11 protein-coding genes are annotated in these 14,941 nt (G+C 47.0%); 4 read left to right on the plus strand and 7 right to left on the minus strand.

Annotated elements, in window-relative coordinates; all coding sequences use genetic code 11:
- Window positions 1-20: 20 nt before the first annotated feature.
- Both rny and BN7444_RS08250 read left to right on the plus strand, forming a co-directional pair.
- Window positions 21-1,565 (plus strand): ribonuclease Y, encoded by a 1,545-nt coding sequence (gene rny / locus BN7444_RS08245; RefSeq protein ID WP_068458100.1) that lies wholly within the window; start codon window positions 21-23, stop codon window positions 1,563-1,565.
- A gap of 63 nt (window positions 1,566-1,628) precedes the next feature.
- Window positions 1,629-2,642, plus strand: coding sequence for a tyrosine recombinase XerC (locus BN7444_RS08250; protein ID WP_068458101.1), 1,014 nt, complete (start codon window positions 1,629-1,631; stop codon window positions 2,640-2,642).
- Window positions 2,643-3,437: 795 nt separating this feature from the next.
- Here BN7444_RS08250 and BN7444_RS08255 read toward each other — a convergent pair.
- A complete protein-coding gene (locus tag BN7444_RS08255; protein WP_068458103.1) occupies window positions 3,438-3,794 on the minus strand; it encodes a LysM peptidoglycan-binding domain-containing protein in 357 nt (118 codons plus the stop codon).
- 173 nt (window positions 3,795-3,967) lie between these two features.
- Here BN7444_RS08255 and lexA point away from each other — a divergent pair, with 173 nt between their 5' ends.
- On the plus strand, window positions 3,968-4,591 hold the full coding sequence (gene lexA, locus BN7444_RS08260) for a transcriptional repressor LexA (protein WP_068458105.1): 624 nt from the start codon (window positions 3,968-3,970) through the stop codon (window positions 4,589-4,591).
- A 127-nt stretch (window positions 4,592-4,718) separates the two neighbouring features.
- Window positions 4,719-6,287: a helix-turn-helix domain-containing protein gene (locus BN7444_RS08265; protein WP_068458106.1), complete on the plus strand. Its 1,569-nt coding sequence runs from the start codon at window positions 4,719-4,721 to the stop codon at window positions 6,285-6,287.
- A gap of 48 nt (window positions 6,288-6,335) precedes the next feature.
- Here the strand turns inward: BN7444_RS08265 and BN7444_RS08270 are convergent, their stop codons facing one another.
- The 6 genes from BN7444_RS08270 to BN7444_RS08295 all read right to left on the minus strand — a co-directional run bounded on the left by BN7444_RS08270 (window position 6,336) and on the right by BN7444_RS08295 (window position 14,873).
- Window positions 6,336-7,562: a methionine gamma-lyase family protein gene (locus BN7444_RS08270; RefSeq protein ID WP_068458108.1), complete on the minus strand. Its 1,227-nt coding sequence runs from the start codon at window positions 7,560-7,562 to the stop codon at window positions 6,336-6,338.
- Complete coding sequence (gene miaA / locus BN7444_RS08275) at window positions 7,525-8,469, minus strand: tRNA (adenosine(37)-N6)-dimethylallyltransferase MiaA (protein ID WP_068458110.1); 945 nt, start codon at window positions 8,467-8,469, stop codon at window positions 7,525-7,527. The genes BN7444_RS08270 and miaA overlap by 38 nt, the downstream gene beginning before the upstream one ends.
- Entirely contained in the window at window positions 8,466-10,313 is a 1,848-nt protein-coding gene (gene mutL, locus BN7444_RS08280) for a DNA mismatch repair endonuclease MutL (RefSeq protein WP_068458111.1), read from the minus strand. The genes miaA and mutL overlap by 4 nt, the downstream gene beginning before the upstream one ends.
- Complete coding sequence (gene mutS / locus BN7444_RS08285) at window positions 10,306-12,867, minus strand: DNA mismatch repair protein MutS (protein WP_068458113.1); 2,562 nt, start codon at window positions 12,865-12,867, stop codon at window positions 10,306-10,308. Before mutS ends, mutL begins: the two co-directional genes overlap by 8 nt.
- Window positions 12,854-14,230: a tRNA (N6-isopentenyl adenosine(37)-C2)-methylthiotransferase MiaB gene (gene miaB / locus BN7444_RS08290; RefSeq protein WP_068458115.1), complete on the minus strand. Its 1,377-nt coding sequence runs from the start codon at window positions 14,228-14,230 to the stop codon at window positions 12,854-12,856. Before miaB ends, mutS begins: the two co-directional genes overlap by 14 nt.
- A 97-nt stretch (window positions 14,231-14,327) precedes the next feature.
- Window positions 14,328-14,873, minus strand: a complete 546-nt coding sequence (locus BN7444_RS08295; RefSeq protein WP_068458118.1) for a rubrerythrin family protein — start codon at window positions 14,871-14,873, stop codon at window positions 14,328-14,330.
- Window positions 14,874-14,941 lie beyond the last annotated feature (68 nt).

A 14,941-nucleotide genomic window follows, 5' to 3' on the forward strand; every position in this document is an offset into this window, starting at 1 on the left:
TAAATAAGGAGGTGTTCCATATGCCCGCATACTTGGTACCTTTTCTAGGGGCATTGGTAATTGGAATCCTCGGAGTAGCTATTGGTTATTTTGTACGTAAGTCATTGGCTGAAGGAAAAATCAACCGTGCAGAAGAATTAGCCAAGAATATCATTATTGATGCGGAACGTGAAGCCGAAAACAATAAACGCGATATTTTATTCCAAGCGAAAGAGGAAATTCACAAGCTTCGGGATACGGTCCAACAGGAAAGCGATGCTCGGAAAAACGAACTTCAACGCTACGAAGATCGTTTGAATTCGAAGGAAGATTTGCTGCAATCGAAAAGTGCGACCTTGGAAAAAAAGGAAAGCCAAATTTTCGATCAACAAAATCGCATTCAAGAAAAAGAAGACCTGATCGACGAATTGGTGGAAAAGAAATCCGAAGAAATTCAACGGATCTCCGGCCTATCTAAAGAAGAAGCAAAGCAGATTCTGCTCAACGAATTGGAAAATGAGTTGACTCAGGAATCGGCTGTGAAAATCAGAGAATACGAACGCCACATTAAGGATGAGAGCAAAAAGATCGCCCAAGACGTCATCGTCCATGCCATTCAACGGATTGCAGCCGACGAAGTGGCCGAGACGACGGTATCCGTGGTCAATCTTCCCAACGATGAAATGAAGGGACGCATTATCGGCAGAGAGGGACGAAACATTCGCGCCATCGAAGCCTTGACTGGCGTCGACTTGATTATCGACGATACGCCGGAAGCGGTAGTCGTTTCATCCTTTAATCCCATTCGCCGGGAAATTGCCCGCGTCGCTTTGGAAAAATTGGTCCTTGACGGACGGATCCACCCGACTCGTATCGAAGATACGGTGGAAAAGGCGAGACAGGAAGTGGATGAGATCATCAAAGAAAGCGGCGAAGAAGCTGCCTTTGAAGCCGGCGTTCACGGCCTTCACCCGGAATTGGTGAAGTATTTAGGTCGACTGAAATTCCGTACCAGCTTTGGACAAAACTGTCTGCGTCACTCCGTGGAAGTGTCGAAAATCGCCGGCTATTTAGCTGAAGAGATCGGCATCGATTCGAAATTGGCTAGACGCGCCGGTCTGCTCCACGACTTGGGCAAATCCATCGACCACGAAGTGGAAGGACCCCACGTGGAATTAGGTGTGGAACTTGCAAGGCGTTACAAGGAGCCTGAAGCCGTCATTAACGGCATCGAGGCACACCACGGCGATGTGGAATTCGACTCGTTGGAATCCGTCTTAGTACAGGCGGCCGACGCCATCAGTGCGGCTCGACCCGGTGCACGACGTGAAACCATCGAAAACTACATTAAGCGACTGGAACAATTGGAAGAAATCGCCACCGGTTTCGACGGCATTGAAAAATCCTATGCCGTTCAAGCCGGCCGCGAACTGCGCATCATCGTGAAGCCCAAGGAAATCGACGAGGCACACATGGTGACTACGGCTCGAAATATAGCCAACGAAATCGAAGCGCAGCTGGATTTCCCCGGACAGATCAAAGTCAATGTGATCCGCGAAACCCGCGCCGTCGAATATGCAAAATAAAAAAACCTGCCTACGGGCGGGTTTTTTATTGCTTTCTTTGCTATGATAGTTAGGAGGTGAAACATGATTCGGGCAAATATATTGGACGATTACTTAAATTATATGCGCGCCGCCAGAGGCCGCAGCGAAGGCACGGTGAAAGAATATTTTTACGATATACGCCAATTCCTCCGCTACATGCGCGTAAGAAAAGAGGGCCTCGCCGTGGAATCTCTAGACGAGGTAGACATCGATACCGTCGACGGCGACTTGCTCAGAAAAATTGAAAAATCGGATATTTACGCCTACATTTCCTATTTAGACCGGGAGCGGAAAAACAACAGCCGTACGAAATTTCGAAAGATCTCTTCCGTGCGCTCATTTTTCGATTACCTGACTTATAAGGTGGATGTCCTGGAAAAAAATCCTGCGGAAAATATCGATATGCCGAAAATGGAAAAATCCCTTCCCGTTTATTTAACCCTGGAAGAGTCTATCCGGCTGCTTCGAAGTATTCAGAACTTCAAACAAAAAAACATCTATCGTCTCAGGGACTATGCCATTGCCATGCTTTTTTTAAACTGCGGCCTGCGGCTCAGCGAGCTCGCTTCTTTGAATGTTAAGGATCTAAATAAGGATCGTACTTTGCGCATTATCGGCAAGGGTTTCAAGGAGCGCTTGGTCTATTTAAACGACAATGTGGAGCGCTCCATCGACGCCTATTTGCTTGCCCGCAAGACCGAAGGCTTGGCAGATGAAGAGCCGCTGTTTTTGAGCATGCGCAAAACTCGCATGAGCAATCGCTCCATTCAGCATATGTTGGAGAAGCATTTAAAAAATGCCGGCTTCGATACGCGGAAATACACCGTGCATAAATTGCGCCACACGGCCGCCACCTTAATGTATCAGTTCGGCGACGAAGATTTAAAATCACTGCAAGAAATCCTTGGCCACGAATCCATTTCCACGACGCAAATTTATACCCACGTGAATCTGGAAGACATTCGCCACACCATGAATCAAAACCCATTGGCTAATATTGATGATGTAGAAAAAATGCTCGAGGATGCGGAAAAAGAAAATGAGTCAAAGGAATGATATAACCGTATGTTCGAACATACGGTTTAAATTTTTGTACCATTGCTCATAGGTCCTTCGATAAAAACTCCTTTAAGCCGGCTTTATATGTCTATAAATCCTTCTTCATACCATAATTTAGGCTATTACGTCCTTAAAGGGCCTTAGACGCCTTTTAAGAAACTTCCCTGTTTCTTTCATGCAGTTATATGATTTGAACCACAAAAGCCCGCTATTTTGATCCTACGACGTCATTTTTCAGATATGTACATTGGAGTTGCCTTATTGTTTAAATGAGACATGCTTTAGGCCATTGATAGTAACTTTGACAGCATTAAGTATAAGTATAAGGATTAGATGTGGTAATAGAATCTGCCAATAATAACAATAGATTTGTTTGATGATCATTAAAAGCTTTTAAAGGGAAGGTCCGGAATTAATTTACAGATTTTAAAAAATAAACTCCGAAATTAAATTAGAGACTTTGAAAAACAAACTACGGAATCGCACTCAAGATCTTTAAATAAGAAAATAGAAAACTTGTTAGGTCACATAAGAAGACATGATTGCCGCTTTAAAGGCTTTACATAAACCTCAGCTCGTCCTTTCTTTAATGCGATGTATTTAGTCACAAAATCTTTATTTTGTGACTAAATATTTCAGGCCATCTATTTAATGATCCGTTGTTCCTTCTCTTTCCTCTCTTTTATCTCACTAAAAAAGACGACCGAAGTCGCCTTTTTTTATTCCATATTTATTTGGATTTGGAGTTTATCTTCCGAGAAAAAATCGAGAAATCAAAGTCTGCTCTTAAATCTATAACGAAAGATCCCGCTCGTCTAATACGACCATGATTTTGTCGCCGGGTTTTAAAGCGTAGTCGTCACCTAAGTGATTGGCTTCCACCATGCGATCGACCATGAGCCTTATGTCGTCGCCTTCTTCGGCGTAGCTCGTAGCAATGGACCACAGGGTGTCGCCGGGTTGTACCAGGTGTTCTTCCTGCACTTGGTAAGTATTAGTGCGGTTATGTGGCACCGTCGTTCCCATAATGCTCATGAGCAAAAGAATGACGATCGGCAGCAGACGCAGCCGCTTTCTATTTTTTAAAGCCCGGGAAGACGGGCGCGAATTTTTATTATTTTGCTTTTGCATGCTTTTATCCTTTTTCATTTTAGACCTCCATGCAATTGATTCAGACCATTTATTCGAATGTCCGTTCGTACGTTTGTTCTCATTGTATCTGAACAACTGTTCCCTGTCAAGCTTTTTTGAATGTATGTTTGAAATGTTTGTTCGTCTCTGATATACTAAACTTACTTCATGAAAAGGAGCGATTGAAATTTATGTATGAAGATCTTGAAAAACGGGAAATGGAAATTCTCTTTTATATTAAACGCTTTATCGACTCCAAGGGTTACCCCCCTTCTATTCGCGAAATCTGTAATGGCTGCAATATTAAGAGCACCTCGACGGTTCACTCCAATTTAGAAAAGCTGGAGCTGAAAAATTATATTCGCCGCGGCGCCACCATTAACCGCGCCATCGAGGTCATTCACCAAGACGACGATTTTCTTTCGGCAAAAAAGAAAACCACGGACATTCCCATTCTCGGGCGCGTCGCCGCTGGCTTGCCTATTTTGGCATCTGAAAATATTTCTGATACGGTGCCTATGGCCACGGACTTCGTCAATGATCGCAATCTCTTCTTTTTAACGGTTCAAGGCGAAAGTATGATCGAGGTCGGTATTTTAGATGGTGACCAAGTCTTGATCGAACCTACTTCTACTGCCAGAGAGGGCGAAATTATTTTGGCTCTTATCGAAGACGAAGCCACCATTAAAACTTTTTATCGCGACGAGGCCAATCGCCGCTTCCGCCTTCAACCGGAAAACAGTACCATGGATCCCATTTATGTCGACGATTTAAAGATCTTGGGCCGCGTGATCGGTCTCTATCGCCTGTTTTAATATTTAGCCTGATGCCGCCGAGAAAATGCTCGGCGGTTTTTTCTTTTTTCTTACAACTTTTACTGCTTAAAATGAGTATAAAGGTTATAATAGTTGAAAGTCTTCGTTATCTATTTTGGGAGGCAATATGTTATTTTTAAATCAAGACAAAAATTTAATGGCGCTCTTGACCATTCTCTATAAGGAACGGAATAAGTGGATTCAAATGGCTGATTTAGCCGCATTAATCGGCGTTACGCGAAAAACCGTTCGCAATTATATTCTTTCCATTGAGGAAAAATTCAGGGAGCACGTACGCTTTTATTACAACGGCTCCATGGTTTATGTACAATTTCATCCTAATTTCGGCTTAATTAGCATGAAAAAATTACTAATCCGTGAATCTCTTCTCTATAGAATTCTCGTCAATTCTTTTTTTGAACCGGAAACCAAAAAAGCGGAGTTGGCTTTCGAACTCGGTTTCAGTGAAACATCTATTTATCGGCATGCACAAAATTTTAATGAACTCCTCGACAGCGCTTATGAACTGGAATTTTCTTACTCCGATTTCCAATTGCTCGGTGAAGAAGATGAAATTAGAAAGTTTTATGTCAATATGTTTAAGGAGACCATGGTCTTTCCGGGTGAATGGCCCTTTGAGGGCTATGTCTGCGAGGAAGTTATAGATTCTTTTGTCGAGCGCATGTATCGCTTCTTGAACTTCTCCCCTACCCCGGCACAGCACATGTACGTAAAAACCTCGATCGCCGTTTCGTTTGTCCGTTTGATGCAAGGCCATTCCATCCACACGGAAAACTATCGAGACCATTTATTGGAAAAGGCACAGCTCCTCGCCTCCGATGATGTTGTCAATGACATTTGGGATGAAATTTCCTCAAAAGTCGGAGACAATTCCCTGGATGATATTTTAGTGAGCGTTTTATCGATTTTTTACGCCGAGGAAAATCCCATTCTTTTTGACGATCCGAAACTCTTAGACGAACGACTTCGGACCATTAAAAGCAAAGAAGACTTTTTCGAATCTCATATTCCGGGTTTCCTGGAAAAATATGATTTGGACTTAAAGGATCGAGACGAATTGTATCAATCCTTGGCGGCCTATTTTACTTTTCGTTTGGCCAATTTTAAGAAAGAGGAGTTTTTTCTTAAGCGATCGACCTATCTATTGTCCTATATCAGCCTCGCCAATCCCGAATTGCATGAGGAAATCATGGGAATTTTTACGGATTTTGTTCGGGAGTTTCCGGAGTTTTCCGATTACAAAATCGAGGAGCTAACGCTCGCATTCTATGGTTTGTGGCCCGATTTATTGTCTCAACTATTTTATGAGCGACAACCACTTCGCGCCTTGGTGATTAGTCAAAGCGATTCCTTCTTCGGAAAAGCCTTAGTTGAATTGATCAATAAGGGTACGTCGAACTTCATTCAGGCAGAGCTTTATGAGGGCTATCGAATCGATATGGAGGAGCTTACGAAGGCACCTTATGATCTTTTTATTACCGACTTTTTCGTCGAGCCGGCACCGGGCGGCGCGCCGGTTTACACATTCGGTCAGTTGCCTTCGCCTTATGAACTGCAGGGCTTGTGTCGTGATTTACGGCTGAAGCGGCAGGGTTTCAAGCATAAGCAAGCGAAGAGGTCCAATAGCTACACCGACTTATTTGAATTTAAGCGCATTCTTTCCATTTATTCGTAAGTAAAGAAAACTCCCGAGTTTCTCATAAGAGAAGATCTCGGGAGTATTTTATTGCTCTTCTTCAAGGGCGTTGAGCACGCGAATTAAGGCGAGCTTGATGTGTTCGTAGGTGAGTCCGCCTTGGAAATAGACGCGGTAGGGCGGGCGCATGGGTCCGTCGGCGGAAAGTTCGATGCTGCTGCCTTCGATAAAGCCGCCGGCAGCCATTATGACCTGATCTTCGTAGCCGGGCATGTCCCACGGATAGGGTGTCACGTGGGAGTCTACAGGAGAGGCCGCTTGAATGGCGCGGCAGAAGCGGACCAAATTATCCGGCGTTTCGAGAGCAATGGACTGTACGATGTCGCTTCTGGGATCTGACGATGCGGGAACGCAATCGTAGCCCATGTTCTCGAAGGTTTTGGCGAAAAGCATGGCTCCTTTAATGCACTGGACCACGCGGTGGGGCGCGAGAAACAGGCCCATAAGCGTGTTACGGCTTTGGCCGAAGGTAAGGCCGCATTCTTTGCCGATGCCCGGTGCCGTAAGCTCCGAGGCCACCCGTTCGATAAGCGACTCCTTCCCCACGACGTAGCCGCCGGAGAGGCTCAGGCCGCCGCCTGGATTTTTAATGAGGGAGCCGGCCATGATATCCACGCCCACTTCCGTGGGCTCGATTGTTTCCGTAAACTCGCCGTAGCAATTGTCGAGAAAAATAATGCCGTCGAAACTTTTTCTTACTTCATCCACGGCCCGCTTCATCTCATTCACCGTAAAGGCGCGTCGATTTGAGTAGCCCGTGGAGCGCTGCATAATCACCAGATCCGTATCGTGGGAAACGAAATCGGCGATGGCATCGTAGTCGATGGTGCCGTCGACCAAGGGAAGCTCCCGATAATCGACGCCTTTAGATCGTAAATTGCCCGGTGCTTCGCCGGATGTGCCCAGAACTTTATGCAAAGTGTCGTAGGGCGTGCCGGTGATGGAAACGATGGTGTCTCCCGCAGACGTCAATGCCTTGATCGCGAGGGCGATGGCATGAGTGCCGGATACGATATTGGGACGCACCAGGGCATTTTCCGTGCGAAAGAGGGCCGCATAGACGGCCTCCACCTTATCGCGACTTACATCGCCGTAGCCGTAGCCCGTGGTCCAGTTGAAATCCGTGGACGCCAAACGCACGGACTGCATGGCGTTTAATACTTTTTCCTGATTGATCAGACAAATTTCGTCCAGGGCGGCAAAGGGTTCACGAAGACTATTCTCTATCTCCCGCAGATCCGCAATCTGTACCATATTTTTCTCTCTCCAGTTCTAAAATCTTTTCTACTGCTTCTTCTCTCGTCATTTCGGACATGGGAAGAAAGATAGCATCTTCTTCCTTGCGAAACCAGGTCATTTGCCTTTTTGCAAAATTTCTGGAATGTTGCTGTATTTTTTCGATGGTCGTAGCCTCGTCCCACTCCCATTTTAAATATTTCACTACTTCTTTGTAGCCGATGGATCCCATGGGCTTGACATCGTCGCCATAGGTCCTATAGAGGCTTTCTACCTCATCAAACAGCCCGGACGCTACCATTTTGATTACACGGCTGTTAATGCGGTCGTAGAGCGCCTCGCGTTCCCAATCCAATACGATGTATAGGGGGTCGACGTCCTCTCTCACTTTACGGAGCTGTTCCGTTTCCACATGGCCGGATTCGATGCGCTCCAAGGCTCGTATGACGCGGCGCGGATTGTTTAAGTCCACGGCATGGGCCATGGCCTCATCTTTTTCTTTCAAGAGTTCCGCCATGTATTCCAAGCCATGTTCGTCGAAGAGGCGATTTAAATGATTCCGAAGCTCCGATGAAGGTTTCTTGGAAAAATCCAAATCGTAGATCAAACTATGGATATAAAGAGCTGTGCCTCCGCAAACGACGGGAATCTTTCCCTCGGCCCAAAGGCGATGGAAAATCGGCAGAGACGCTTCGTAAAAATCCGCGGCGGAATAAAATTCCTCAGGATTCTTTATATCGATTAAATGATGGACGACGCCGTCCGTTTCATCGGCCGTGATTTTTCCGCTGCCGATGGTAAAGCCGCAGTAGACCTGAACGGAATCCGCAGAAATGACTTCCGTATTCAGCGCTTTGGCCAAGGCCACAGACAGATCCGACTTGCCGGAGCCGGTGGGCCCGGTGATTAAAATTAAGGGCTTCATAGACCCTCCCTTAAAAATAATTTTTCAAAGGCGCGCTTTTCCACGTGAATCATCGTCGGACGACCGTGAGGACAGGTAAAGGGCGTGTCGGCATCGTTTAGTTCGTCCAAAAGGGCGTAGGCTTCGGTTTCGGAAATGGCATCCCCCGCCTTAATGGCGCTTCTGCAGGCGAGGCGCATGATTTTATATATATTTTGCTCCTTCACATGGACGCCGTCATCCAATTGATGGATGGAATCCAGGAAAAATTGCCGGAAGTCGTCGATAAGAATATGTTCCGGCACTTCGCGGATGAGGATATCCTGTTCGCCGAAGACTTCGGGAAAGATGCCCAGTCGCTCGTAATCCGTCCTGTGCATTTCCACCGCCTGCATTTCCTCGGGGCTTAAATGGATGGTTATTGGCGCCAAAAGAAGCTGGGTCGCCACGGCGTGTTCCTGAATCTTCTTGCTGTAGCGCTCGTATAGAATCCGCTCGTGAGCGGCGTGTTGATCTACGACGAGAACGCGATGGTCCCGCTTGTTTTCGAAAAGCAGGTAGGTCTTGAATACCACGGCCAAAAATTCGTATAGGCTTGCGTCCAAGGGCGGTTCATAGGACGGTTCATAGGACGATTCTTTTTCTTCGCCTTCATCTTTAACCGCCGAGTCAATATAAGGTGGTTCTTTATCGTATTCTCTTTCGCTTTCCGCAGCCACCGGCATCTCTTCCGTCAAGACAAAGGCAGGTGCTTTCGGTTTCGGCACCTCTCTTTCCTGCTTTCGCTCCCTGCTCAGTTCAAAAATGGTCTTCTCCGGCACGGGTGCCTCTGTTTTTTCGGTCCCGTCTTTTAAATCGTCCACCGACGGAATTTCCCGCTTCGGCATGAGCTTTTCTTCCACCAGACGCTCTAGAATCGTCGTCAATTGATTTTCATTGGAAAGACGAATGGTTTGCTTCTGGGGATGGATGTTTACGTCGATTAAAATGGGGTCGATTGTAATGTATAGGACGTAAACCGGATAGTGGTTCAATGGAATCAATGATCGATAGATCTTTCGAATGGCCTGGGCGATGTCGTTACTCCTCACCCCCCTGCCGTTGACGAAGAGAAATTCCCGATCCGGCGACGAGCGGTGAAGCAAATTATTGGAGACAAAGCCTTCGATTTGGTAAGACTCCGTTTCAAAGGAAATGGGCAACAGATTTCTGGCGATGTCTTTGCCTAAGATCGAATAGATGTGATTGATCTTGTTCTCGGCGCTTTGGGAATGCAAGAGAGTCTTCTGATTGCGGGATAAGTGGATGGACACATCTTGATGGCTCAGGGCTAAGAGCTCCACCACCTCTACGATTCGACGAACTTCCTTCGCCGTAGTGTTCAGAAACTTTTTCCTCACCGGCGTGTTGTAAAAGATATCTCTCACGATCATGGTAGTGCCTACCGGTGCCCCTACGGGCTCGCCGCGAGAGACGACGCCTTTTTCAACGGTAAATTTGTAAGCGAAGTCGCTGTCCGCCGTCTTCGTGACGCATTCCACTTGGCTGATATTGGCGATGCTCGCCAAGGCTTCGCCGCGAAAGCCCAGGCTGGTAATCATATCCAAATCGGAAATGGTACGCAGCTTCGATGTGGCGTGTCGGGCAAAAGCCTTGGGTACTTGGCTCTTATCCATGCCCGTGCCGTTGTCGGCGATGCGAATTTCATCCAGAAGATTGTCTGAAAGACGAATGCTGATTCGATCGGCACCGGCATCCATGGCGTTTTCGACCAATTCTTTAATAATGGAGGCGGGGTTTTCTATGATTTCGCCGGCGGCGATTTGAGAAATCGTCTGATCGCTCAGTGCATAGATTTCATGCATCAACATCCTCCTTTAAAGATTCCAGTAACATCAAAGCTTCCAATGGCGTCGTGTGGTTAATGTCGATGGAGCGAATTTTCTCACGTAAAGGATCCGGTCCCTTTTCCGAAACGACGCTTTTTTCCTCCACCCGTTCGGCAATCTTTCCGTCTTCCTTCGATTCCAGATGGTTCAGCACATCTCGTGCACGATCGATGACTTCTTCCTTGACGCCGGCGAGCTTCGCCACATCGATGCCGAAGGAGTAATTGCTTTGTCCCACGACGAGCTTTCGTAAAAAGCGTATCTCGTCGTCTACTTCTTCCGTGGCCACGGTGACATTTAAAATGCCGTCGTAGCGATCCTCCAATTCCGTCAGCTCGAAATAGTGAGTGGCAAAGAGGGTTTTCGCCCGCACGTCATTGCAAATGTATTCGATAATGGACCAGGCGATGGATAGGCCGTCGTAGGTGCTGGTGCCGCGACCCACTTCGTCAAATAAAATCAGGGACCTGGCCGTAGCCAGACGCAAAATCTCCGCCACTTCCGTCATCTCCACCATAAAAGTGGATTGACCCCGCGTCAGGTAATCGGAGGCGCCGATCCGCGTAAAGATCTGATCCACCAAGGGAAGGTCGGCTGCATCGGCCGGTACAAAGGAGCCGATCTGAGCCATAATCTGAATCAAGGCCACTTGCCGCATATAGGTGGATTTGCCCGCCATGTTCGGCCCCGTAATAATTTGCAGAAGCACCTTCTCGTCGTCGAGATAAGTGTCGTTAGGGATGTAGGGGTCCTCCATAGACTGCTCGACCACGGGATGGCGACCGCCTTTTATGGAGATCACGCCCTTGTCGTTAAAGGTGGGTCGAATGTAGTGGTGGCGTTCAGCAATAGTGGCCAAAGAACATGCCACATCCAGCTTTTGTACAGCTTCCGACAGCTTTTGAATGGATAGAAGATTGGAGCGAATGGTTTGTTGAATTCCTTCCAGCAAATCCAGCTGACGCGCTAGGGCACGCTCTTTTGCGTGAAGAATTTCCTCTTCCCTGTCCTTTAATTCCTCTGTAAAAAAGCGCTCGCTGCCCACCAGGGTTTGTTTGCGAATAAAATGATCAGGCGCTTGGTTTACATAAGACTTGGACACCTCGAAAAAGTAGCCGAGAATTTTATTGTACTTAATTCGCAAATTCTTTATGCCGCTCGCTTCCCGCTCTTTTTCTTCTAGCTGCAAAATCCACTGCTTGCCGCTTTCGGATAGGGCGAAAAGGCGGTCCAACTCCTCGTCGAAGCCTTCGGCCATAAAACGCTGTTCGCGGAAGTTGACGGGCACGTCTTCGATAAATGTTTCTTTCAACTGTTCCGATAGATCCCACATGAGATCCACGCCGTCGAAAAGGCGGAGCAGGGCACTATTGTCTGCATTTTCGAGAAGTCGCACGATCTCCTGCACGGCATCCAAACTTTTTTCCAGCCGCTGAATCTGTTTCGGCGTCATGGTTTCGTTGGCGATGTAGATGGACAGGCGATCGATGTCGTAAATCGCCGCCAACTGTTCACGAATATCGTCAAATAGAATTCGATTGCCGTGAAGGGCATCGATGCGGTCGTAACGATCATTTAAGGCATCGGCGTCCATTAAGGGATGCAGAATAGCCGTACGAAGGTAGCGACTGCCCATTTTCGTCTTGCATCGATCCAAAATGGCGTAGAGGGAATGTTCCTTTTCGTTGTCGTGGCTGTTGCTTACCAGCTCCAAATTGCGAATGGTCGTCTCCGACAAATCCATGGTATCGTCGTGATCCTTGCGCTCGGCAATATGGAGGTGATTCTGTTTATGTTGCTGGGTCGCTTCCAAATAGGCCAATAAATTGGCGAGGGACAAGCTGTCGTAATCGATGCCCCGATTTAATTCGGCGTAATCGGCCAAAAGTGAGCGATTGTCTTCCGTCACTTCTGTCGTCTTCAAGACGTGATGACGACGCGCCAGCTTATGGATAATCTTTTTTTCCTTAAAGCCGTCTTCGTAAAGGATCTCCGTAGGACGATAGAGGGCGAATTGCTTTTCGAGAAAGCTTTCCGTTTCCCGCTTGTCCCAGCACACCTTGCGCTCCAGGACCAATGTCCCGGAAGGATAGTCGCAATGCACAAGCTCCACGATTTTCCCCCCTTGGGCGATTGAGGTCAGTATGCGGGGCTCGTCTGTGTCGTCCTCGTCGATAAAAGTGCCCGGCGTAATGACCTTTGTGACTTCTCTCTTCACCAGGCCCTTCGCCTCTTTGGGATCTTCCACTTGATCGCAAATGCTCACGGAATAACCCATTTTCACCAGCCGCTTCACGTATTGATTGGCCACGCGATAGGGCACGCCGCACATGGGGATTTTGTCTTCCAGACCTCCGCTTTTTTTAGTTAATGTTAGATCCAGCAGGTCGGATACGACGATGGCATCGTTAAAAAAGAGCTCGTAAAAATCCCCGAGGCGATAAAACAAAAAGGCATCGGGGTTTTCATTTTTTGTTTCGACGTAATGGCGCATAGCCGGCGTCAATTTTTCGAAATCACTGCTTTCCATGAACGATTTCTCCTTCTAAAGAGAATGTATTGCCTCCCGTAATCTTTACTTGCGCTATGCGACCGATGTATTCCGGATCGTAGGGTGCGTGGACCAATTTAAAACCGCTAGTGCGTCCGCTCATTTTCGTCGGATCGTTTTTGCTCGCCGATTCGAACAAGACTTCCTGTACGGTACCGTGTAAAGCCTCGTACTTTTCCCGTTGTATGGCATACACTGCATCCAAGAGCCGCTGGAATCGCGCATCTTTTACTTCCTTAGGCACCTGATCTTCCATTTTGTCGGCACGAGTGCCTTCTCGTCTGGAGTAAATAAAGGTAAAGGCATTGTCGTACTTCACGCGCTTCACCAGATCCAAAGTGTCTTCGAAGTCCTCTTCCGTTTCCCCGGGAAAGCCCACCATAATATCGGTGGAAAGGGAAATATCCGGGCGAACGGAGCGCACTTTATCGATCAGCGTAAAGTAATCTTCCCGCGTGTAGTGGCGGTTCATCATTTTCAGCACGCGATCGGAACCCGATTGCACGGGCAAATGCAGATAATTGGCAAGCTTCGGCAAATCCTTAAAGCAGGCGATTAAGTCGTCGGACATATCCTTGGGATGGGAGGTCATAAAGTGGATGCGGTCGATTCCCTCCACCTCGTGTACCATGCGCAGAAGCTCGGCGAAGGTGGTCTTCTCTTCTAAATTTTTTCCGTAGGAATTGACATTTTGTCCCAAAAGAGTTACTTCGTTAACGCCGTCGGCCACCAGATTCTTGATTTCATCTAAAATATCTTCCGGCTCTCTGGACACTTCCCGGCCCCGGGTATAGGGCACGATACAGTAGGTGCAGAAATTATTGCAGCCATAAACGATGTTGACGTATGCGGCATTGCTCGCCGTTCTGGAATAAATCTGATTGTCGAAATTGGTGTAGCTTTCGTCGATTTCCACCACGGCATTTTTCCTATCGTCGCTCTCCAAAATTAATTGAGGCAGACGGTAAATATTATTGGTACCGAAGACGATGTCGACATGATTAAACGTATTAAGTACGTAGTCTCGGGATTCCTTTCGTTGCATCATGCAACCGCAGACCGCCACTTTCAGTTTTTTATTTTTCTTTTTAATGTGCTTTAAGCGACCGATATGACCGATGACTTTGTCTTCCGCACTATGGCGAACGGAGCAGGTATTGATAATCGACAGGTCGGCATCTTCTTCTCTGTCGATTTCTTTAAAGCCCATTGTATTTAATAAGGTTTTTATTTTTTCGGAATCGTGTTCGTTCATCTGGCATCCATGAGTGGTGATGACGTAAGTTTCGCCGCCGTGGACTTCCTTGACACGATCGATTAAATGTTGAAATTGCTCTTCCATGCTTACTCCTTTGATTAACAGTACCCTTAATTATACCATAGTTGAAATTAAAATTTCGGGCATGAAAAAAAGACATCCGAAGATGTCTTTTCAGATCTTAGTAAGCGACGAATGCTTTTGCCTTGGTGTGGCAGATGGGGCATTCTTCTTCGTTTGCATCGAAGGTGATGTAACCGCAAACGGGGCAGAGAAGAATGTCTTCAGCATCCAAGTCTTTACCTGCATCAACTGCTTTTTTCGCTTCTTCGTAGCGAACGGCGTGGATCTTTTCAGCTTCAATAGCATATTCCATAGCCTTGACCGCTTCTTTTTCCCCTTGCATCTTAGCGACTTCAATAAAAGCGGGATACATTTCAGTAAATTCAAAGGTTTCGCCGTCGATACCCTTTTGAAGGTTTTCAGAGGTGCTTCCGATTCCGAAGCCTGCCATACTGGTGACGGGGAAATCGCCGTGCACATCTTTCATAGCTTTGAAGTGCAGGGTTGCGTGGACTCTTTCGGCTTCGCCGGTGCAGTTAAAGAGTCTTTCGACATTGGGGAAACCTTCTTTGGCAGCGGTTTTCGCCCAAATACCGTAACGCATATGTGCTTGGCTTTCGCCACCAAAAGCACTTCTTAAGTTGTCTTGAGTCATTGCGTGCATAATAATGCCTCCTTATATCTTGTTGCTTTTCGCTCGTTCATCATATCACGTAATTGATAATAAAACAA

Origin of the sequence: Peptoniphilus pacaensis (genome assembly GCF_900088125.1) — a bacterium.
Classification (GTDB): Bacteria; Bacillota; Clostridia; order Tissierellales; family Peptoniphilaceae; genus Aedoeadaptatus; species Aedoeadaptatus pacaensis.

Excerpts from the sequence above, each read along its gene's own strand:
- rny (WP_068458100.1), top strand. The coding sequence starts at position 21 with ATGCCCGCATACTTGGTACCTTTTCTAGGGGCATTGGTAATTGGAATC.
- BN7444_RS08250 (WP_068458101.1), top strand. The coding sequence starts at position 1,629 with ATGATTCGGGCAAATATATTGGACGATTACTTAAATTATATGCGCGCC.
- BN7444_RS08255 (WP_068458103.1), bottom strand. The coding sequence starts at position 3,794 with ATGAAAAAGGATAAAAGCATGCAAAAGCAAAATAATAAAAATTCGCGC.
- lexA (WP_068458105.1), top strand. The coding sequence starts at position 3,968 with ATGTATGAAGATCTTGAAAAACGGGAAATGGAAATTCTCTTTTATATT.
- BN7444_RS08265 (WP_068458106.1), top strand. The coding sequence starts at position 4,719 with ATGTTATTTTTAAATCAAGACAAAAATTTAATGGCGCTCTTGACCATT.
- BN7444_RS08270 (WP_068458108.1), bottom strand. The coding sequence starts at position 7,562 with ATGGTACAGATTGCGGATCTGCGGGAGATAGAGAATAGTCTTCGTGAA.
- miaA (WP_068458110.1), bottom strand. The coding sequence starts at position 8,469 with ATGAAGCCCTTAATTTTAATCACCGGGCCCACCGGCTCCGGCAAGTCG.
- mutL (WP_068458111.1), bottom strand. The coding sequence starts at position 10,313 with ATGCATGAAATCTATGCACTGAGCGATCAGACGATTTCTCAAATCGCC.
- mutS (WP_068458113.1), bottom strand. The coding sequence starts at position 12,867 with ATGGAAAGCAGTGATTTCGAAAAATTGACGCCGGCTATGCGCCATTAC.
- miaB (WP_068458115.1), bottom strand. The coding sequence starts at position 14,230 with ATGGAAGAGCAATTTCAACATTTAATCGATCGTGTCAAGGAAGTCCAC.
- BN7444_RS08295 (WP_068458118.1), bottom strand. The coding sequence starts at position 14,873 with ATGCACGCAATGACTCAAGACAACTTAAGAAGTGCTTTTGGTGGCGAA.